The 21,739-nt window shown below is 62.0% G+C and carries 15 protein-coding genes and 1 pseudogene; 2 read left to right on the top strand and 14 right to left on the bottom strand.

What is annotated here, in order from left to right:
- Window positions 1-47: 47 nt before the first annotated feature.
- The 12 genes from NKH19_RS12895 to NKH19_RS12950 all read right to left on the bottom strand — a co-directional run bounded on the left by NKH19_RS12895 (window position 48) and on the right by NKH19_RS12950 (window position 9,235).
- Window positions 48-935 (bottom strand): D-glutamate cyclase family protein, encoded by an 888-nt coding sequence (locus NKH19_RS12895; RefSeq protein ID WP_352871570.1) that lies wholly within the window; start codon window positions 933-935, stop codon window positions 48-50.
- A 169-nt stretch (window positions 936-1,104) separates the two neighbouring features.
- On the bottom strand, window positions 1,105-1,920 hold the full coding sequence (sctT, locus tag NKH19_RS12900; RefSeq protein WP_352982223.1) for a type III secretion system export apparatus subunit SctT: 816 nt from the start codon (window positions 1,918-1,920) through the stop codon (window positions 1,105-1,107).
- Between the two features lie 9 nt (window positions 1,921-1,929).
- On the bottom strand, window positions 1,930-2,199 hold the full coding sequence (locus tag NKH19_RS12905) for an EscS/YscS/HrcS family type III secretion system export apparatus protein (RefSeq protein ID WP_352871573.1): 270 nt from the start codon (window positions 2,197-2,199) through the stop codon (window positions 1,930-1,932).
- An 18-nt stretch (window positions 2,200-2,217) separates the two neighbouring features.
- Window positions 2,218-2,871, bottom strand: coding sequence for a type III secretion system export apparatus subunit SctR (gene sctR, locus NKH19_RS12910; RefSeq protein ID WP_352871574.1), 654 nt, complete (start codon window positions 2,869-2,871; stop codon window positions 2,218-2,220).
- Complete coding sequence (sctQ, locus tag NKH19_RS12915; protein WP_352871576.1) at window positions 2,864-3,970, bottom strand: type III secretion system cytoplasmic ring protein SctQ; 1,107 nt, start codon at window positions 3,968-3,970, stop codon at window positions 2,864-2,866. The genes sctR and sctQ overlap by 8 nt, the downstream gene beginning before the upstream one ends.
- A gap of 43 nt (window positions 3,971-4,013) precedes the next feature.
- A complete protein-coding gene (locus NKH19_RS12920) occupies window positions 4,014-4,502 on the bottom strand; it encodes a hypothetical protein (RefSeq protein WP_352871577.1) in 489 nt (162 codons plus the stop codon).
- Complete coding sequence (locus NKH19_RS12925) at window positions 4,489-5,847, bottom strand: FliI/YscN family ATPase (RefSeq protein ID WP_352871578.1); 1,359 nt, start codon at window positions 5,845-5,847, stop codon at window positions 4,489-4,491. The genes NKH19_RS12920 and NKH19_RS12925 overlap by 14 nt, the downstream gene beginning before the upstream one ends.
- Window positions 5,844-6,461, bottom strand: a complete 618-nt coding sequence (gene sctL / locus NKH19_RS12930) for a type III secretion system stator protein SctL (RefSeq protein WP_352871580.1) — start codon at window positions 6,459-6,461, stop codon at window positions 5,844-5,846. The genes NKH19_RS12925 and sctL overlap by 4 nt, the downstream gene beginning before the upstream one ends.
- Window positions 6,462-6,466: 5 nt before the next feature.
- Complete coding sequence (locus NKH19_RS12935; protein WP_352871581.1) at window positions 6,467-7,087, bottom strand: SctK family type III secretion system sorting platform protein; 621 nt, start codon at window positions 7,085-7,087, stop codon at window positions 6,467-6,469.
- Window positions 7,084-7,917 (bottom strand): type III secretion system inner membrane ring lipoprotein SctJ, encoded by an 834-nt coding sequence (sctJ, locus tag NKH19_RS12940; protein ID WP_352982241.1) that lies wholly within the window; start codon window positions 7,915-7,917, stop codon window positions 7,084-7,086. Before sctJ ends, NKH19_RS12935 begins: the two co-directional genes overlap by 4 nt.
- A gap of 17 nt (window positions 7,918-7,934) precedes the next feature.
- Window positions 7,935-8,567: a hypothetical protein gene (locus tag NKH19_RS12945; RefSeq protein ID WP_352871584.1), complete on the bottom strand. Its 633-nt coding sequence runs from the start codon at window positions 8,565-8,567 to the stop codon at window positions 7,935-7,937.
- 20 nt (window positions 8,568-8,587) lie between these two features.
- Window positions 8,588-9,235 (bottom strand): type III secretion protein, encoded by a 648-nt coding sequence (locus NKH19_RS12950; RefSeq protein WP_352871585.1) that lies wholly within the window; start codon window positions 9,233-9,235, stop codon window positions 8,588-8,590.
- A 351-nt stretch (window positions 9,236-9,586) separates the two neighbouring features.
- Here NKH19_RS12950 and NKH19_RS12955 point away from each other — a divergent pair.
- Together NKH19_RS12955 and NKH19_RS12960 are read left to right on the top strand one after the other, a co-directional pair.
- Window positions 9,587-9,898, top strand: a pseudogene (locus NKH19_RS12955) (L,D-transpeptidase); the annotation flags it as partial.
- Between the two features lie 3 nt (window positions 9,899-9,901).
- Window positions 9,902-10,834 carry a LysR family transcriptional regulator gene (locus tag NKH19_RS12960; protein WP_352871586.1) on the top strand — a complete coding sequence of 311 codons (933 nt, stop codon included), beginning with the start codon at window positions 9,902-9,904 and terminating at the stop codon, window positions 10,832-10,834.
- A 17-nt stretch (window positions 10,835-10,851) separates the two neighbouring features.
- On the opposite strand, the gene NKH19_RS12965 is transcribed toward NKH19_RS12960, so the two are convergent.
- Complete coding sequence (locus tag NKH19_RS12965) at window positions 10,852-20,691, bottom strand: LysM peptidoglycan-binding domain-containing protein (RefSeq protein WP_352871588.1); 9,840 nt, start codon at window positions 20,689-20,691, stop codon at window positions 10,852-10,854.
- 76 nt (window positions 20,692-20,767) lie between these two features.
- Complete coding sequence (locus NKH19_RS12970) at window positions 20,768-21,628, bottom strand: MurR/RpiR family transcriptional regulator (RefSeq protein ID WP_352871590.1); 861 nt, start codon at window positions 21,626-21,628, stop codon at window positions 20,768-20,770.
- Window positions 21,629-21,739: the final 111 nt, after the last annotated feature.

Raw genomic sequence — 21,739 nt, forward strand, 5'->3', positions numbered from 1 at the left:
TACCGTCACCGCTCCAATTGCGGCCGCTCTTCGTTGCAAATATTTAGTCATTGTGGGTCTAGAGCATCGTCGCGAGTCCAAAACCCGCCCATTTGCACGCCCGTATGCGCCAAGCTGGCTCCGAGACGCGCACCGGCTTGTGCATCCACGTCGGTGATCAGCATATGGCCCGGCGACACCGTGATCGAGATCGCGAGTTCGGCACGCGCAAGAGCGTCTTGAGCGGTCAGGCTGCTGGCCCAGAATACAGGGACCTCCCCGTCCCGGATTTCGACCGCATCGCCCCAGTCGGGAGCCATCAAATCTCGTATCCCGATGGTCGCCGGCTCCCCGACATGGATAGGGGAGCCGTGCGCATGCGGAAAACCTGCCGTCAGGGCGCGAATCTTATCGACGTCGCAATGTCTTATCGGGCGCATGGAGACGACCATTTCGCCACCAAACGGTCCGACCTGGAACGTCTCGATCCTGGTTCTAAACTTGGGGGAAGTCCTTCCGAAGCCGATGCGACGGAGCTTCACTCCCTTTTTGGCAAGTGCCGCCTCGACGGTAAGCGAACTGCCGAGCGCAAAAGCGGCGAAATCATCCCGCCACAGGTCGATGATGTCGGTTTTCCGACGGATCATCTCCCCGAAGCAATAGATGTTATACTGGGGTGCATCGGTGCGAATATCGATATCGCCCAAGGCTGGGAGCAAAGGGCTGCCGGCACGGGTGACGCCCACCAAAGGACAGGGTTTCGGATTGCGGACGCAAAACCGATGGAAATCCCCGGCAAAACTGCGGGGCACAATCACAATATTGGCCTGCAGCTTACCGCGCGCAAGCCCTCCCGTATATCCTTCATAAGCGCCCATTCTAACCAGTTTGCGCAGCCTATCTGCATCGACCAGTCGCAAATTGTCATAGAACAATGAAGTGGTCTGGCGAGCCATGGCTTCCGGGCATATGTATGTTCAGAGACACGTCGAGAGCGCGTAAGATCATCGACGCGTTGCCCGCTTGTCAAATTATCAGAATCTTCCCTCGTCGATAAATTGTATTTATTGGTCGACCAATGGAGGCTGCTGTTATTATTAGGATCTGCTCATGGAGTTTTTGTACTCATTGACAGCTGCGGCAGCCGATTGCTTCTATCTGTCGGCCTGCTTCGTGTAGGAAGCCGAGGTCCCGGTTCATATAGAAGAGCAGGAAAGCCGCGTAGAGGACTAGGACAAGGCTGAACACCAGCGTCTTGACGACCAGCGACAGGGCAAAAACATTCAGGTGCGGCGAGGCGCGCGCCAGAAAAGCCAGAACAATGTCGGACAAGAGCATGCTGATGACGACCGGGAACACAAGGGTCAGTGCCATCACCAGGATGCGGGTGAGCAGACTGAGAAATATCCCAGCGGCATCCTTGCTGAACACAGGCAGGAGTTGGTCGATAGGCCAGAGGCCGTAGCTGTCGTAGAGGCTGGTCAGGGAAAGCTGCAAGCCCCCGGCCGCCAGATAGATCGTAATCATGATGATGGCCAGCAAAGTGCCGGTGGCACTCGTCTCATGGGTCATCATCGGGTCGATCAGGGTCCCCATCGTGGAACCGCGCTGCAGGTCCAGGATATCGCCAGCGGCTTCCGCCGCCCAGAACGGTATGCCCATTGCCAGCCCGAGCGTCACCCCGACAACGACCTCCTTGAGAATGTACAGGACGATCATCGTTGTCGCGATATCGGTGGTCGTCAGCTTGGTCACGATCATCGGGAAGACCGGAACCGCCAGCGCGAGAGCCACGCCGTTGCGCAGAAGCCCGGATAGCGGCACACGCGAAAAGAGCGGCATCAGAAGCATGAAACCGGTCAGGCGTGCGAGCGCGAAAGCGCCGGCCAGAAGATAGAACTGCAGCTCCTTGACAGATGCGAAGATTGGTTCGACCGGCATCCGACCGCCTCAGCGCGTGACGACGGGGAATTCGTCCAGCGCCGTCGAGGCCTGCTCCGCGATCTGCTGGCCAAGCAGCGGACCGAAGACGATGATGACCAGCAGGATCACGACGAGCTTGATCGTCTGCGGCAGCGACTGGTCCTGAATCTGCGTCAGGGCCTGGGCAAGGCCGACAAGGATGCCGACGGCAAGCGCCGCGATAATCGCCGGACTGGACGCGAGCAGCACCGTCAGAAGCGCGCTCTGGACCTTCGCCAGGATGAAGTCATTGTTCATGCAAATCCCCCAGCGGCGTCAGACATAACTCAGGATGAGGCCATGCATCAGCCGCGACCAGCCATCAATCGCGACGAAAAGGAACAGTTTCAGCGGGATCGAGATGAGAACCGGCGAGACCATGATCATGCCGAGCGTCATCAGGACATTCGCGACAACGATATCGATGATGAGGAAAGGGAGATAAAGCAGGAAGCCGATCTCGAAGGCACGGGTAAGCTCGGATGCGACAAAGGCTGGAACAAGGATCGAGAGATCGTCGTCCTTGAGGTTCTGCCGCGCTTGTTCCGGCCACAGGCGAGTGGTGCCGTCAAGAAAGAACTGCCGCTCTTGCGGCTGGGTGAATTTCATGAGATGCCGCTGCAATGGTTCTCTGACCAGTTGCGCCGCCCTGGCGAGGTCGTCCGTCGTCTGGAACTGAACCTGCCCGTCCTGAAGCCGGCCCGACATCTCGCTCAGCATCGGCGTGGTGACGTAGACCGTGAGCACGAGCGCTATGCCGTAAAGCACCAGATTGGGCGGCATCTGCTGGACGCCAAGCGCATTGCGGACGAGAAACAGCACCACCGAAATTTTCAGGAAGCCCGTCATCGTGACGACTGCCAGCGGCAGCAATCCGACGAAGCCGACAGCGATCAGAATCCCAAGCAGGTTGGGCGAATTCTCAAGCATTGTCGAACATACGGACGATCCGCACGCCCAGGTTTTCCCCAATCCGCACGATCTCGCCACGACCGACACGCTTGCCGTTGGCGATGATGTCGACGGCCTCCTCGGTTACATCGGTGAGTGCAACGACAGCGCCGGGCGCAAGCTGTCTTACGTCCCCAAGAGGCATCGCCATGCGGCCGATCTCGAAGGCAAGCGCGACCGGCAACTCGTCCAGAGTCGACTCTTCCAATGTCTGGCCGGCTGGCGGCGGCGTGTTCTGGTTCATGGTCCACTCCCAATTCGATCCGGCGATTGCAGTCGGCGCGGCAAGCAATTGCGGCCCATCGGCAGTCAAGGTCACCGGCGCATAAAGGCGCTCGGCAATGATGAGTGCCGCCATGCGTTCTTCCTCCGCATCCCTGAAAAGCACCACATCGCCAGGCTGCAGGCTTTGAAGCTCGCCAAGGGTGATCGTCAGCGCGCCACGCCGAAGGCAGACCGACAGCGGGAATTCGGCCGGAATCGGCGGCCTCGTTTTGCCGATCTCGTCGAGAAGGCGGCCGATCCGCACCGCCAGGCCGGCGTCCGTCGTGTTCAGCACGCAGTCTATCGTCCCGTCGTTGCCGGCCATGACAAAAGCGAGCGAGATTTGCTCCGAGACCGTATCTCTTCGTTCGACCGAGGTGAGCGCGATCCTCTCACCCAGCTTGCCCTCGATCCTTTCGAGGTCTTCTTCGAATGCGGATTCCAGCAGCAGTGCGGCGTGCATGGGCGCCAGTCGTTTCATGTCGACCAACTCGTCCGCCTTGGCGAAGGCTCGTTCGACCACAGAAAGCGGCAGGCGCAATTTGGCGACCTTGCCTGCGACGGTGAACGCAATCGTGCACAGCCGCTGATCCGCGGGGTTCGCCGCCGGCCAGACCGCAGCGATCGTCATTGCCTTCCCCGCGATGGTGATCTGCGCGGGAGCGCGACGGCGGTAAAAGGCGTTCAATGCCCCGACGTCCACGGCCGGGACGGATTCGAGCGTCAGCCGTTCGCCCACGACCGGCAGTCCGGCAGTGCGTTTCTTCGGTTTTCCCAGCGCTTTCGTTTTTGCCGACGCCAAGGCTTGAGGCATCACACTTCCATGTCCACATCCATATCCACGATCACGGATTGGGCTATCGTTCCGCGGGCAAGTGCCGCGGACCGCGTTCCTCCTCCTCGACAAGCTCGGAAAGAGCCAGGCGACGACGCGCGCTGCGTTTGGTCAGATGCTCCAGCAGTCCATCCAGCTTCGCCACCGCCTTCACGCTCGCACGATGATCGTTGCGCGCTGCCGACAATTCCACTTTCCGACGCTCCTCGGCGACGCCGGCCATCTTCTCGTTTTCACGCAGCTGCGCGGTTTTTCTGGCGGCGATTTCGAACCGTCCCTGGAGCCGATGCAGGCTGGCGGCCTTTACCGGTTGTCCGACAAGCGAACCGAACGCCGCATCTTCGGCGTCAACCGTGCGCTGGAGGTGCTGCGTGACGGCGGCGGCCGCCTCCTGAGCTTCCCTGGTGGCCCGGTGCGCGGCGGCGTGCCTTCTGATCACGCCTTCCTTCGCGCGTTCTTCCCGGCGGCGTCTGAGGTCGCGCAATCGAGCGATCATGTCACGGTCTTTCATCGACGATTTCCCGCATGAGTTGGCGTGTCTTCTCGATGCTCTCGTGTGTGGCGGACGCCTGACGCAGAAAGGCTTTGATGACATCGATCTTCGCCACTGCCTCGTCCGCCACGGCATCGCTGCCCTTTTCGTATTCACCGACCCGCAGGAGAAGTTCGATGTCGGCGTAGCGGGCAAGCAGCTCACGCAGGTGGCTGGCGTCGGACCGATGTGCCGGCGGTACAACCGCGTCCATGAGACGGCTTCGGCTGCGCAAGACGTCGATGGCCGGGAAGTGGTTCCGCTGCGCGAGTTCGTTCGACAGGAAGACGTGGCCATCGAGCAGCGCCTGAATTTCCTCGGCGACAGGATCCAGTGTGCCGTCGCCTTCCAGGAGAACGCTGTAGAGGCTCGTGATGGAACCGACGCGGCCGGGGCCCGAGCGCTCGAGCAGGCGCGGCAAGACCGCGAACAGCGAAGACGGAAAACCGCGACGCGTCGGTGTCTCGCCCGAGGCCAGGCCAATCTCGCGCTGCGCTCGGGCAAACCGCGTGATGTTGTCCATCGCAAGCAGCACATGCTTGCCCTGGTCCCGAAAATATTCGGCAATGCTGGTCGCCACATAGGCGGCCTTGACGCGCTCGATGGCAGGCCGGTCGGATGTCGCAACGACGACGATTGCCCGCTGCCGCCCTTCCGGTCCAAGTTGATGTTCGAGGAACTCGCGCACTTCACGTCCGCGCTCGCCGACAAGGGCGACCACGGCAACATCGGCATCGGTGCCGCTGACAATGTCGGAAAGCAGGATCGACTTGCCGACGCCAGGTTCACCGAAGATGCCGACGCGCTGCCCACGCGCGCAGGTGAGCAGCCCGTCGAGGGCGCGGATTCCAAGCTGGATCGGCTCGGAAATCAAGCTGCGCTCGAGCGGGGATGGCGGATAGGCGTTGACCGGATAGCTGCCGGTAATGCCGTCCGGCGAAAGCGGTTTGCCATCCAGTGGCTCGCCGAGCGCGCTGATGACCCGACCAAGCAGGCCGGGTCCGACGGGCACGCGCTGGTCCTTTCCGGTCGCAACCACCTCGGTCAGGCTTGAAAGACCGGTCAGATCGCCAAGCGGAACAAGGATCGCCATTTCGTCCATGAGGCCGACGACTTCCGCCCTGGTCGTCTTGCCGGTCCTGGGATCGACCAGTTCGCATATCTCGCCGATCCGGGCCTCCTCCATGGTTGCATGGATAACCGTGCCGGTGACCCGCTTAACACGCCCCTTCCTCGGCCGGCTTGCATCGTCGCGGAGGGCGGAACGCAGGTTCGGAATGATAGACGCCAGACGGCTTTCGATATCGACAGCGGGCTGTGTCATGGAACCTCCGCCTTTGACGCAATCGCGGCAGCCATGGCTTGGAGCTGCGCGTCGATGCTCGCATCGACGACGGCAAAGTCAGTCGAAACGACGCAGGCGCCGGTTGCCAATGCGTCATCCGCGTCAATCTCGACCGTCATGCCCAGATCACCCTCGCGCAAGACCGCGTCCAGCTCATCGCGAACCCTGTCCACGGAAGCGGGATGAACGCGGACTTTCAGATATTTGGCGCGGCGAATTTCAGTCACAGCCTGACTTGCGGCCTTCGCGACAAGCGTGCTGACGTCGAATTCTCCAAGCATTCGCCTGACGACATCGAGGGCCAGGCTGATGACTTCGGCTTCCAGCCCGCCAAAATAGCGATCCACCTTGACCGCTGTCTCGCTCATCAACCGCGTGGCGTCCGCATCGCCTTGCGCCTTGCCGTCTTCATAGCCCTGTGCATATTCAGCCGCATAGGCTCGCCGCGCGGCGTCACGCAACTGCTGCGCATCGCGCCTTGCTTCGTCGAGAACGGCATGCCCATCCTGCAGCGCGCGCACCTCGGCGGCACGCAGGATCCGGGCGTAAGGGCGCCTCGGCACGGCATCGGTCGCTTTGCCTAGTTCGACCATCGCGTCTAGCTCATCGCTCGTCGAACAATCGCGGGACCGGTCTCGGCAAAGGGTCCGGCTACCGCCTGGTCGACAAGCTCGTGCGGCACCAACTTGAGGCGCACCCGCATGCTCGTGTCGCCAGGCATCGCCTGACACCAGGCGCCAAGGCAACGCAGGCCGTCGGCATAGACGCGACAGTAGATGTCTTCCAGGGGCTCCAACCGCTGCATCGGACCAGCCAGATCGCGGTTGGCGACCGCGAAAGCGCAGAGATCCGCGCCAAGCGCTGCCTGCCACGCGGCCGCTTCGCGTCCAACAATGACAGCGGCTAGACTGCCGGCCCAGTAGATCGCGCCGGCGCGAAGCGCAAGTTCCTCCAACTCCTCGCCAGAGGACAGAGCGATCGCTCGATCGACCTCGTCGGCAAGCTCTTCGACTGCTGAAGACAGCCTATGACGCTCGACCAGAAGCTCCGACAATCGTTCATGCAGGCGTTGCGATTGCAGCATGCGCTCGCACGCAGCCTCGCCGATCGTACCGTCAAGGCATTCCGCGAGCCTTGCCGCATCGACATAGGATGCGGGGTTGGACACGAATGCCTGCCACTCCGGGCTGGCGGTTTGCGTCGAGCGGGTCTCGGTCATGTCTTCTTCACGGGCATTGTCGAAGCATCGAGCGCATAGACGCCTGGCTGTCGGCACCACTGCAGATAGGCCAGGCGGGCAGCCAGCGCGAATATGGCCGCCGCCATGCCGTAAAACAGCCCCATCGCGGCGGCAACGCTGTCCGGATGCATCCAGAGGCCGAGGAAGCTCGTGAGGCCCGCCTCGCCGGTTCCCTGTTCGGGGGCCGTCGCGGTCACCGGAATGAGGGTGACGGAGACATTGTCATAGGTCAGTCCGGCGACACCCTTGGCCACCAGCATCTTGACCTGCGGAATCAGCTCATTCATCGGAACCGATGCGCGATGGCGGATGAAGACGGAGGCGGACGACGGCACCAGCTGCTGTCTCAGCGGATCGTTTTCGGGCAAGACGAGATGAACACGCGCGGAAAGCACGCCGTCGATATCCGAGATGGTCTGCGACAGTTCCTGGCTCAGGCCATAGATCATCGTCGCCCGCTCTTCCGCCGGCGAGGATACAATCCCACCTCTCTTGAACACCTCGCCGAGCGTTTGGAATTCCTGTTTGGGCAAGCCGCTTTCGTCGAGAATCGCCATGGCCTCGGCGAAGCGGCCCTTCTCTACGGAAACCGTCATCTTGCCGTCCTTGCCGGTCTCGCGTTGCGCCGGAATCCCGTGGCGCACCAGCGTAGCCACGATCTCATTGGCCTGCCGCTGGCTGAGGTTGGAATAGAGCTCCACAGAGCACGCTTGCAGTACGAGCATACCCATGACAACGAGCGCGACGCGCCAACGGGCGCCGTATCGATTCAATAGCGTTGACCGCCACGGCAAGGTTAGCGTCGGCACGAAACACTCCGCGGCATTTACTGTTGTTTGATCAGCGTGCTGGTGGACGACGTGACGGCCGTCACGCTGCTCGTCACGACCTCGAGATTGGCGGCTGCCCACATCACCGAAATGGACCGTTCGAGAAGTTGCTCGGCATTCTTTGCCGGGGAATTCTCGGCTTCCTTGCCGGACGGCGCTGGCTTGCCGGCAGCATCCTGCGTGGCGGCTGTCTCGGCGTTCGCGGGAGCGTTCGCCTGGCCGAGTGCTTTCTGGACCTGTTGCATGATTCCGTCCAGCGACCGAACGGCCGAACCGAACAGCGCCGACGGATCCGTGAACGCCCCGCCTCCTGCCTTCTCGGCCTCGGCCAGATAGTCGAAGAGTTGGCGCTCGACGATGGGCTCGGTCCTTTCCGGTTTGGAGGATTGGCCGGCCATTGCTGGATTGGCGCCGGACGATGCCTGTGCCACCTGCTGACCAGACCGTGTGGCGACATCGCTGCGCTCAGGCGTGTTGAGCTTCGCGGCGTCGTGCTTTTCCTGCTTGGCACCGACCATTCGGTTGCCAGGCTGCGCCGCAGCGCCGGCGGTGATCTGCTGTTGCGCGCTTATGCTGGTGGTCAAGTTTGCAAGTGTAGCTTCCAGGGCTCCAATCGGCGCGATTTGCATGAACCTGCTCTCCTGTTTTCCTAGTTCTTGTTGGCGGAGGGGACATCATACGCCTCCACCTGCCTGCCGCGGAAAACGCGGACCGAAACAACCTTGCCCGGCTCCGGCTTCGTGCCCGTTGCCGCGGGAACCCCGAGCGTTTTCCTGACCAGTTCGATGTAGGAGGGCGGCCCCGATACCGAGACGACATCGTCTTGTTTCGAAACCTTTACCGGAAACCTCGGATCGATGACGCCCAGCCGCGAAAGCCGATCTTCGGCGCCGGCAGCCGTGTTGGCATCAAGCCGGATCATTTCCGTCTGGATTTCGGCTTCGGTTGCCACGTTCATGACAATGCCGTCGAAATGCCAGACCAGCCCATACCGATTGCAAATCTCTTCCAGAAACTCGTGGGCCGTTCCAACAGGCATGCCGGCACTCAGGCGCCCCTTTACAAGCTTGCTTACACGCATCGGCACCCGCATGTTGCGGCCAAGCTCGACCAGCGCGTCTGCCACTGACTGGTCGACCGTGATGTATTTGTAGGGGCCAGGAGGCCAGCGCGGTTCGGCGGCATACGCGCGCTGCGAGGCAAGGCCGAACGCCAGAACCATCGCCAGGCCGCAGGCGACAAAGGCAGCCCTGGCTCCCGACAACCGATCCGCATGGCAGATACCGCGTCCCGTCAATTTTGGTCCTATTGCAAGCGACCCACGAGTGTTGCCCGCGTCGCTCGCTTCATGGTTTGCCCGCCGGTCTCACTCTATCGCGCACACTGGAAAATTGGAAGTCCATTTGGACTACGCATTAACTTTCTGTGCCAAATGTTGCGAACCACAAACAAAGCGATATGGTGCGCGCTGGAATCAGGCGGGACCCATGTGTGATCCACTGTTCAACGCCTGGATGCAGAGAGGTGTCGGTGGTGGCAAACAGGGCCCTGCTCGCGAACGTGTTCGTTTCCGCCAGCATAGCGGGAGGCAGTATGCTGTCCGGCCCACGTCTCAGCCGGAGACTGGCTGCGGCAGCCTTTGTTGCTGCCACGCTGGTTGCCGCCATGGCGGCGCAGGCCCCAATCAAACAGCGCTTATGACCCTAGAAGCTGGACTTACGATCAGGCGAGAAATGTGCTGGTCTCCCCTTCTGCTCCTGACCAGACGTCAGACGAAGGAATGCTGCCTGGCGCCCGCGCCCTGTATATCGGAAACACGCTTTATCGCGTCCACGGCACCAACCAGCCATGGACCGTCGGACAGGCCAACTCCTCCGGATGCATCCGCATGACCAATGAAGACGTTATCGATCTATATGACCGCGTAAAGATTGGAGCTCAGATTATTGTCCGGCATTGAATCGTGATCCCTTTCAACATCAAGCAGCTCGAAACCTTTCTCCTGGTCGCCACTTTCGGAAGCTTTCGAAAGGCAGCGGAACGCCTGAACACGACGCAGCCGGCGGTATCCACCCGAATTGCCGGCCTGGAAGAAGCGCTGGGCGCCAAGCTGTTCGAACGGCATAGCAGCACCGTCAGGCTGACCGCCGAGGGACAAAGGCTGCTGCCACCTGCTCAACGGGTCCTGCGCGTAGCGGAACGGCTGCAACTCGCGGCCAACTCTCTCTCAGAGACGGCAGGGGTGCTTCGGCTCGGGGTTGCCGAATCCATCGTGCACACCTGGCTTCCGGATTTCCTGAAGGAATTGCAAGCAAACTACCCGCTCGTCGATACGGATATCGTCGTTGATGCGACGACGACCCTTCGCAACGAACTCATGTCCCACAGGCTCGATCTTGCAGTGCTGATGGGCCCGATTCTAGAGTACAGCATCGAGAACATCGAGCTGCCATCCTTTCCGCTCGTCTGGGTCTGTTCGCCGCGATTGAAATTGGCCAACCGAAGCAAGCTGACGCTGAATGATCTGATGCAGTTTCCGATCATCAGCTACGCGCGCACCACCAGACCCTACAGCGAACTTTACCGCAAGCTCACCAGTGAACTGGAAGAGACGCCGCGTATCTTTCCGGCCAATTCGCTGGCGGCCTCCATCAAGATGACTCTCAACGGTATCGGGATAGCCTCGCTCCCCGAGGAAGTCGTCCGGGACTATACCGCAAGCGGCACACTGCGCATTGTCGACTGCGAATGGCACCCGTCCGACCTGCAGTTTACCGCCTCCTATTCTTCCGAACCATCCAATGCGATAGCGGAGCGGGCGGCGAAGCTGGCTGCCTGCGTCGCGCACGCCTATGCCGCGAGAAGCGGCAAGGCGCAGCCTGCTGACGGGCGCTAGATTGGGCCGGCAGTTCCTCAGCCGACCGACGTGACCGGCAGGTAGATGCGGTCGCCTGAGAAAATCATGTCCGGACTCAGGATATGATCCATGTTGAGCACCACCGTCTCCGCCACATCCGCTGAATGGGTCCTGGCGATCAGGCGGATAGAGTCGCCGTTCTTGACGTCGACCCACTGATAGCCATTCTTCTCCAGTGTTGGATTCGTGCGGCCCTCGGAATTGCTGCTGCCCTTGGGGTGAACCTCGACATAGTCGCCGGAGACCCAGCCGCTATGCATTTCGCCGTCCGGTCCGAAACCTTCGACGGGTATCCAGGCTTCTCCCGAAGGATCGGTCGAAGGCTTCGCGGTCTGTTCGACGAATGTGCCGGGTTGCAGAACCGTCGCCACGGCCGAATGCCCGTCGGGCTGGGTCCGCAAATTCAGGCCGTCATCCGCTTGCACGACAAGTTGCGGAAAGGTCTCTGGCAGGGTTTGCGTCCCACCTGGAACATCCGAAGGATCATCGGGTCGCTGGGACGAGGCATCGCCATCCGGTTTTTTCGGATCGGGTGGAGGGGCCGTCTTCGCGCCCTCCCAAGGCTCCGCGAGCAGGGAGTCCAGCGAGAAGAGAAGCATTCCAACGCCGAAGGTGATGCCCAGGGTCCACCGATCCCATGCGGTCCATCTTTTGTCGGACTTTTCCGCCGCCGCGATATCGGCATCGGTCCGCGGTACCGAACGGCTATTCATTCGGTCCGTCCTTATGGCCGACGCCCAGAATTCCGCGCAGCCGAACGTGAACATGGTGCCGGCGACTGTTGCGATCGGCGCCGGCCAGGAATGCAGCGTATAGACGGCGCAGCCAAGCACATATCCTGGTCCAGCCAGATGTTCGGCCAGGTTTCGGATCACCGGTCTGCCTGTGAACGACTGCAGCATCGACTTCGTGCCATAGACGATGTTGCCGAGCGTAAACGTGCTGTTGACGACAAGATCCTTACCCTGGATCATCCCGGTCGCGGCACCTGGCGCCGCGGCTATGAATGTGGCTCCGCCGAGCGCGTTGAGGAATCGCCCGAACGGCTTGTGACCCGCGGTTGCGTTGGGGAAGAGCGCCTGCGCGCCGAAAACGAAGCCTCGCACGCCAAATGCCACCCCACTTGCGGTGGCGGTCCAAGTTGGCGGCAACGAAGTCCACAGCATGTAGGAGGTGGTCGACATGCCGCCAAAGGTGGCGAGCGCCTGAGCGTTTTCCCGTATCCTGGCATGGCTCAGCGCCAGATCGACGCTGCTCGCTTGCTCCGGCGTCATCGCCTTTTTATGGGTTGCCCGATAGGTCGTCAGTTGCAGCACGGAGAGGCCGTTCATGTGATCCCCGCTCATCCACTCGAACTGCTCAAGCGTGAACTTGCGGAACTGGCCGGGGCTCATTTCCTCGAACTGTTTTGGTGTCACCGCTTCGATTTGCGGCTGGGTCAGCGCTTCGGTGTGGTGGATCGTGAAGGCGCCCCATTGATCGCGGGTCAACACCGGGATCTGCTTCTCGGTCAGCCACGGCACCTGCTTGGGATCGAGCTTCGCCACGTCCACGGAACCGACCATGGTTTCGGGGATCGCCTGAACCTGGCGCTCGGTTAGGTTCTTCAGCAATCCGGCCTCGCCCACGTCCTTGAATTGCTGTGACGTGAACTTCGCGACCTGGCCGGGCTTGAACCAAGGAACCTGGCGCGCTTCCAACTTCGACACGTCGACGAACTCGACCAAGTCTCCTTTGATCGCCTGCAACTGTGGCTTCGTCAGTTGAGGCGTCAAACCGGCTTTGCCGAGATCTTGGAACTGCTGGCCGGTCATGTTCCGGATGTGGCCCTCGGTCAGCCAAGGAATCTGTTTCCCGTCGAGGCCCGCGATGTTGACCTGGCCTATCTTTGCCTTCGGGATACCCCGCAGTTGGCTCCTGGTCAGAGAAGGCAGCAAGCCGGCCTGATCCAAGTCGCGGAACTGCTGTTCCGTCAGTTCGGCCACCTGCTCACGCTTGAGCCAGGGAATCTGGTTCGGCTGGAAATTGCCCATGACGAGATCCGGCACCTGGTCAAGCGGCGTCGCCCTGACGCCATCTCGGGTGAGCGCGTGGCCGCCGGAAGCACCGCGTATCCATGGCAGCACGACGGCTTCGCCGGTGTCGGGGTCGTACACCAGTATGTGCGTCTTGTCCGCCAACTCCGGTGCATCGGCCGGCGCGCGAGGCCGGTCGGAAGGCGGCACATAAACCTGTTGCGGGCCCCTCGGCTCGGTGCCCAACATTGTCGCGGTGATCACCTTGCCGCTCTCGTCCTTGAGCTGCATGGTTCGGCCCGAACCGGTTCCGGCCGTTGCGGATTGGGGTTGCGGTGCTGCCGTGGCGGGCTTGTTGTGTCCGAAGATGTTGCCGACAATTCCCGCATCGTCGAGCGCCCGCTGCAAGTCCGCGGAAGGCGGCGCATCGAGGAAAACCCAGCGCGGCTGATAACCCGGGTTCTCGTTCCGCAGCGCCACATCCTTGTTGATCTGCTCCTGCAGTTTCGGCGTGAGTGGTACTTCGCGCATCTGCGCGACACCGTTGATCGTCGTCCAGCGATGATAGGTCTTGACCTCGATCGCTTCGATCACGTCGTCGCTCTTGAAGACGGGCGAATCCACATACCGCCCACCCACGCCTGAGACGGGGTGCGCCCCGCCCGGGTTGGCATCGACCGGGAAATGCACTTCTCCAGGCGACCCATTGAGTTCGCGCGTATAGATCTCGCCGGCCTGCCATTTCTCGGGCTGGCGCATGTTGCGGACCTGTTGCAGCGAATAGGTCGTTGGAGGCGCCGCCTCGATTGCCTTCCTGGCTGGCGTTGCCGCCGGCGGCACGGTCTCGCCTTCCGGCCGTCCCTGACTGCCCGGCACATGGTCCTCGGAGGCGCCGCGCACCCATGGCAGGACGTATGCCTCTCCGGTCTCCGGATCGCGGAACAGAATATGCGATTTGTGCATCAGTTCCGTTTCGTCGCCGCGCGCTGGTTGTCCGTCGGCTGGCGGCACATAGACATTCTCCGCGCTCTTTGGCAGCGGTCCATATCGGGTGGCGGTCACGGATTGACCGTGCTCGTCCCTTATCTGAATCGGGCCGTTTCGGCGGCTGCCCACTTGCGAGGAGAGGAAGGTCAGCACGCCATCGGCAACGTTCTGGCGCATGAAGCCGCCATCGACGATCGATGGGCCGAATTCCGTCCGGAACTGCTCGATCGCCGCGCGCTGGTCGGGCCTTGCGTTCTTTTCCAGTTCGCCGAGGAACTGCTCCAAAGAGGCCTTGCCGCCCTTCGGAATGCCTGTCGCCGAGCCGTCGCGCGAGGTTTCCACGGTGTGGGCGAGCCAGGCCGGGATCGTCAATTCCTCAGTTTGCCCGTCGGCCCGATTGAAGGTCAGTGTCGCGGTTTCGTTCTCGGCGATCGAAGACGCGATGCTGGCCGCCTTGGACTTGTATTGGATTCTCACCTCGGCGCTGAAAGTCAACGCTCCAGCAGGCAGAGGATGGGTCGACAGTGAAAGCGTGTAGCGCGTGGCCGGGGTGCCATGCGAACCGTAGAGGTTCTTATAGATGTTGCCCGCGCTCGGCATGTAGCGGGACTGCGCTGATCCGTCGGGTTGGAAGCGCGCCGGAAGCCATGATTGTACTGTCGATTTCACCTTGTAGGTCGCGGACGTGACCATCCGGTCGGGATTGAACCCCAGTACGCCAGGCAGCCTGTTGTGATCGTTGAAGATGACGTCGACCAGCATCGCCTCGGGATTTACAATTCGAGCCTTCTCGCCGGTCAGCAAAACGATGTCCGCGGTGGGCGCCTTGCCCGGTATGGCCGACAGCCGCAACCCGCTCAGCGTCGGTTCGTCAACCAGAGAAACCGTGTTCGACGGATCGATCTGGCCGGCCTTGACGAGGTCACGGATCGAGCGGATGCCATCGCCCTGGCCGATGGCTGCGATGAGTTCGGACGCCTTCGCCGGATCCTTGACCGCGAACTGGATCTTCAGGCTTGTCGAGCCGAGAGCGGATTGGATCTGGTCGTATGCCTGCGTCGACACAATGTCGCCCGGCTGGAGCGTGTCCTTGACGGACAGTTCCGGGCGCTTCTCGAAGCCGACGCGCGGCATCTGGTCCACCGCCGCGACATGATTGGCCACGATCGGCAGGCGTATGCCGGCCTTCGTCTCGGTCATGACACGGTCGAACGGAAGCGCGCCTTGCAGCGTGACATGGCCGGAGCTGTTTTCCGCCGGCACACCAAAGAAATCGTGCTGGCCGGGTGCGAGCGTGACCTCCTTGCCATCGAGCGAAGGCGTGTAGGCCATCTCGATCACGGTGCCTTCGCCATCCGGCGTCATCCCGACGATGGCGGCATCCACTGGCTTGGCGTCATAGCCGGTCGCATCGCTGAATATCGCCTTGCTCGCAGCCGCCGACAGATCGCTGCTGCGGACCGGGAAGGCCGTCTGGTTGGACACCGGCCATACGCCGGCCTGGAGGCTTGTGATGTTCCTGTATTCGCGTGCCCGGTAGGATACGACGCCCTGGGTGCCGAGCGCGTCCTTGAACGGCGTCAGGCTGCGTTGGCCGACGCTGTCGACGATCGACCATCCGATCATGCCGAAATCGGTCTTGGTTCCGACACCGAAGCCGACGGCCGCAATTGTCGGCGAGCCGATCCCGAATGCATCTCCGGTGTTCAGCCGGGCCCGGAAGGTGACGCCGACGCGGAAGTCCGGCAGGATGTCGCGAAGTGGCGTGCGCGGTATCTGGACGCCGTCCGGGCCATAGCGCTCGGCCATTTCGCGGCTGGAATAATAACCCTTCTCCTGCTCGTAGCGGATCACAAGCTGTTCGACGGTCAAGCCGTCGAGATAGGCCGAGGGCGTCCTCGGATCCTTGCCGCTGGTGTAGACATACTCGCTCGTGTCGTGTCCGGGCGTGCTGGCAAAGCTGCGTGTCTCCGGGTCCCAGACGAGGCGCACCGTTCCGTCTTGTCCTGTCGGCTTGCCCGGTACGATGATGGGATCGCCATCGGCGGGATGGGCAGTACCAGGCGGGGTCGACCCCTGAGGATCGTGGCCCGGCTGCATTGTCGAACCATCGCCGCTGCCGTCATCGGCCTTGATCACGTCTCCAGGTATCACCGGATGGCTGGGGTCGTGGAAGACCTGCTTCCCGGTCGGCCTGTAAACGCCGTCGGCACCGATCTCATAGACATTCATTGGGCGCCCCGAGGAACCGGGCTCCGGCGCCGGCGGCAATTGCCGCGGTCCGTTGCCGCCAGGCGGCTGCTGGTGTGGTCCGTCGCTGACCGGTGGCGGACTGGCGTCCGGACCATTGGAGCTCGCCTGCGTGCCCGTTCCCGGCCGCAACGTACGCAGGCCGTGGATGCCGAGGCCGGTACCGGTGACCCCGGTGCCAAGACCCGTAAGCGCATTGGCAAGCTGGAGACCATTCATCTGGTCTCCGTTGACGGCAAGATCGTAGGCAGAGGTCGCCAGTAAGGGTGCGCCGACAATCACCGAGCCGACATCCATTCCCCACGCCGCCTTGTTCAGGCCGGCGGTCGATTGCATGTAGCTGCGGGTTTCGAGCGCCAGGGAAGAGCCAGACCGTGTTGCGCCTATGCTGCCGCGGAAGGCCTGGAGAGCGGTCATTTCCTTTCCCGCCATGCCAATGGTGCGCAGGCCGCTGGATGCCATGGGCAGAACCGTGGTCGCCGCGCTGGCGATGTTCATCAGTGACTCTCTATCGTCCCACTCGCCGCCATGTTCCAGATGGTTGACCTGGTTTATGACCGCTCGGGTTCCGAGATAGGCAGCCCCCGTATAGGCCAGCGGTGCCGCGATCGGCGCGGCCGGCGTGAACGACAGGATAGTGGCGATGCCGGTCCCAATGCCAACCAGCGGATCGACAACCTTGTCCCAGACCGAGACGTTGCGCGCCTTCACCACTTCAAGCGCGATCTTGCCGTCGTCTCCCGCCTTCATCTCCAGTCCTTTGGGAACGACGAGCTTGCCGTTCTCACCAAACTGGCTGTTGTTGTCCTGGAAATCGCCGAGGTCGTCGAACTTCTTGCCGGTTGCGTCGACATAGCGAGTGTTGCCGTCTCCGTCGCGCACGGCAAAGAGCGTGACCTGCTGCGTCCCGACCTCGTCGTCGACGTAGAAGATCGGTACTCTGCGCACATACGGATTGTCGCCGCCAATATCGCGGATCTCCTCCGTCACATTGTCGATCGCCTCGCGGCCATCATCGGTCGAACGATCCAGGCCGAACGTCCTGGCGACCGTGTCGTCGAGGGTCGTACCAGGTTGTTCCCGGAACTCGTTGTCGTAGCCGCTGTCGAGCAGCTGCTGGAACTTCGGCTGATAGATGCCGTCGAGCGTCTGTTGCTGATGTTCGTCCAGATAGGTCTTGTCCACCGTGCCGTTGCGGTCGGCCAAGAGCGAGGGATCGCTGAGCCGAAGCTCATGGTAATCGCTGAACCCCTGCACCACCCTGCGCAGATCCTCGGCCTGCGTTATCTCAGCCCTTGTCGCATCAAGCTTGAGCTTGGAGACCGCCAGTTCGGGGTCGACCCAGCGGCCACCATGATCGTCATCGTGTGTGTCCAGGTCGATCCAGATTGCCTTGCCGCCCTGGGTCAGCGCATCGATCCCTATCTGGTTGTATTTCTGGGCAACCTCCGGCGCCACCTTGATCGTCTGTCCGCCGACATCGATTTCGACCGGCTGCACGCCATCGGGCAGCGTCCCTTGGGGCGCATCGACCGCCCCAGGCCCGTGTTGCGTCAGCGCATTGTTGAAGTTGGTCTGCAGGCTCGTCAGCTTCGTTTTCAGGTCGGTGATGCTGTTGCCGAGCTGCTTGTCTAGGACATCGTTCAGATTCTTTGCCGCTTGCGCCTCGCCGGCCTTCGCGGTTTCCAGGCCGTTGGCGGTGCACACCTTCTCCGTCGAACCGCTCAGAAGCTGTTGCCAGTCCTTGTTGAGCTGGCGGTCCCGGTATTCGTCCCTGACGTTCTTGTCGTTCAGACTGTAGGTGAGCTGCTGCTCTGTCGTTCCTTTGTCGAAATGGTTGACGACCCAGAGCTGGCCATCACGGACTTCGAGCGTCGAGGTCTTGTAGTGACCCAGGTAGTCGCCGCTATACCGGTTGTATTCCTCGTTCGGGTCGAACTTCTGTTCGCCAAGATACTGGACAAGCAGCTTTTGCTCGAGATCCGTCTGCTGCGCGCCGACCTGTGCGGCAGTGGTATGAGCGTCGAAGTAGTTCTGGTAGGCCTGCGCCAGTTCGAGCTGACTGCCTGCTGTCGTCTGCAGCGCCTTCAGGTCCTTGTATTCCTTCGAGTCCGTGGGGACGCCGTCCAGTTCGGCCTTCCCCACCAGGAAATCGATGGTGAGCTTGTCGCCCTTGCTCAGATGCAGGCCGACCTCGGAAAACAGCTTGTCGACGGCTGCATGCTCGGCGACACCCTGAGCGTGTTCCGTATACCGGTTCGGGCCGTTGACAGGGCCGACGGCTGTTGCATTGGGATCACCCAGCGGCGTCAGCGTGCTCTGCCCGGCGATGGCATCTTTGAGGACGCGTCCGGCATTCTCATATTCGCCGCGGGCATCCCGTGCGTTCTGCAGCAAGGTGTTGGCCTTGGTCAGCCGCTCCCGCGCATCGGCGAGCGTGCCCTTCGGTTTCTGCGCAGTCCATTGCAGGCCGTGAGGCGCCAATGCCTTGTTTATGATGGTCTGCGCGCCATCGACCGCATCCTTGTAGGCGGGATCGAGCATATCGACGTTGAACTGCTCCTGCTGCTGGCCGGCCAAGGCTCGCGTCTCGGTGATGCGCGACAGGGCGATGTTCTCGTCAATGATGGCCTGGGCGACCTGGGGATCGACCCAGGTCCAGACGCCGTCGATCTTCATCGGCGTCCACTTCCCTCCGGAAGGTGCGTTGCCCTGTGGCGGATCGCCGAACGGATCGACAACCCTGTTTTGCCCATCCAGCTTGGGCTTGGCGGCCGTGCCCAGACCGTATTTGTCGATCAGAGCCTGTTTGTCCTGTCCGGCTTTCTCCGCGGCGTCGATGAGGCTGGGCAAGGTCTCACCGGCCAACAGCCCTTCGACAAAGGTCTTCACGACCTGGCCTTCCTTTGCCTCCTCGGAATTGCTGCTGTTGGGGTTCACCGCCAATAGCGTCCTGGCCAGGGAGGCCTGCGTGCTTCCTGCCTCGATCTTCAGGTCGATGCCGGTGGTGTTGTTGTGCAGCGTCAGACTGCCATCGGGCCTGGTGGTCAGCGTATAGCCGTTGAAGCTGACCTCCACCGTCGTGCGCGTCCCGTTTTCGATGGTGATTTTTTCGCCCGGATGGATGGTGTCCGGGTCGCGGGACGAGCTGAAAAGTTCCGGATTCGTCCGCCTGAGATCATCCAGTGTCACGCCATGTTGCCGCGCGACCAGGGTCAGGTTGTCGTCGGGTTTGACCTCGTACTCGACGGGTTTGCCGCCGTTGATCTTCTCGGTGGTGGTCGTCGTCACGCGGCCGTCCTTGTCGGTGACGATCTTGGTCTCGGTCCCTGTTTTCGGATCGACGATGGTGGTCGTGGTTTCGCCGGTCTTGGTGTTGCGTACACTGTTGCGGGTCTTGCCGTTGCCATCGACGGACTGCGACGTTTCCTTGCCGTCCGCCGTGGTCACGACGGTGCGTTCGTCGTGCTGATAGTCGTGCGAGTAGACGGTCTTGTTGCCGCTGTGCGGATCGACGATTTCGACCGACTGCACGTCGCCGTTGCCGCTTGCCGCTGCCTGCGTCTTGACCTGATAGCCGGCGGCCTGCAGTTCGGCGATCACCTGCTCGCTGGTGCGGCCGTTGTCCCGCGCGATCTGCTCGATGCTTTTGCCGTCCGCCAGACCGTCCTTGATATTCTGCGTGCTTGTCCCGCCGGGATCCTGCGCGGCCGCCAATATGGTCTTGCGGCCGTCTGGACCGGTGACCGTGGTGACGGGAAGCGACGGGCCGGCGCCCGGCGTCACCGTTTCCACCGAAGCACCGTTGGGCAGCGACGTCCGCTCGGTGACGGTGCCCGAACCGAGGTCGTCTTCGTAACGTGTCGTTATGGCGCCGGTGTCGGCATTGTAGCTGCTGGTTTCCTTGCGCCCGAGCCCATCCCGGACCGGCGTGGTGGTCGCGGTTCCGTTGGGTTGCTCGACGCTCGTATAGTAGCTGTCGTGCTGGTAGTCGTAATATTGCGTGACGGTGCGGCCGCTGGCATCCGTGATTTTCGTCGTCTGCACATCGCTATTCGGATCGGTGGTCGACACGGTCATGCCGCCAGACCGGAGCGCGGCGATGACCTGGTCGCGCGTCATGCCGCGGGCAGACGCGATCTGGTCGATGCTCTTGCCGCCGGTGACGTCGTTAACGATGTTGCGGGCAGTCGTCGCTTCCGCGGCGTTGTCGTCGGGCTTGCTTCCGTCAAGTTTGACCGGCGCCAGCGTGGGTGCCGCGAGATCAGTCCGCACATAGAGCGCCGGCGTCACCGTCGTGCCGTTGCCGGGCGTGCCGGTGCCAGCGTTCACGAGGTTGATGCCCGGCGCCGCCGGAGCCGCGACAGGCGGCGGCTGAAGGGAACTCAGCTGCGTGTTCACCTGCGCCAGTTCCTGACGGGCCTGCGCCGACCAGTCGCGCTCGCCCATCCTGTTGGCGAGCCTGATCTGCTCCCGGAGTTTCGCCGCCTGCGCCTCCAGCCGCGCTATCTGCTCGGTGTTTGCCGTTGCATTGACCTTCTGCGGCTGGACCGGCGGCTTGTTGAGCGTTATCGGGCGAACCATCTGGACGACCTCCGGAAATCACTGTTGCCGGCAGCCTGGCCGCCGGCACGCCCGCCCGATCGCACCCTTTCGGAGGCTATCGAGGGGGCTTCCAATAAATGCCGAAAGCGGCAAGCTGCTCTTCCGACTGTTTTACCCGTTCGACGGCATCCGTTTCGGACCGCGCTGCCGTCAGCGCCGCCAGAAGCTCGACGGCGGCGAACGCCGGCGCCATGCTTCGGAAGAACGACTGAGAATTCGACGTGACGATGATTGTCTCCCGCGCGATCCGCGTCAGCGGAGACACGCTGCTGTCGGTGATTGCAATCACGCCGACGCCTTGCCGAGCCGCCTGGCGCGCCACGTCGATGGTCGTGCGTTCATAAGGCGCCATGCCCACAGCCAGAAGCACGTCGCCACGTCCCGCGTGCTGGAGTGCATCCAGGCCCTGTCCGGCCATCTCGCCGACAAGCGTCACCTTGCGATCACCGCCAGCCAGAAACGACATGACGTGAACGAAGTGGCTGGCGACCGGATAAGCCGAACGTGAGCCGAGACCGAAAACATCGCGCGATCTTGCAAGCAGGTCGGCGGCGGCAACGATCTGTATGGCGTTGGTGTATTCACCAAGACTTGAAATCTGGGCCGCTAGCCTGTCGGCAACGACGCCGACGGTCGAATATCCCGGATCGCCACGCTGTTCGATCCCCTGTCGCGCCGGCTCTCCTGCGATCGTCTCCCGCAGCGCGCGCGCATAAAGACCGCGCATATCCTCGTAACCTTCAAGGCCAAGCAATCGCGCCAGCCGCATCATCGTGCTGTGCGAAACGCCAGCCTGGTGCGCCTGCTCGCGCATCGACATCAGCGCGACCTCCTTGGGATGATCCAGCACGAAACGCGCGGCGACCCGCAACTGCGGCGGCATATTGTCAAACCGTTCGACCAATAACTCGGCCAAAGGACCTTTTTCCATCCTGAAGTACCCCATTCACCCGCTTGGCAGATTACTCCTCACGCGTTGGCAATGCAACAATTGGAACTTGAGCGGGTCGCATATTCCAAATGGACT

Source organism: Mesorhizobium sp. M1338 (assembly GCF_040318045.1).
Classification (GTDB): domain Bacteria; phylum Pseudomonadota; class Alphaproteobacteria; order Rhizobiales; family Rhizobiaceae; genus Mesorhizobium.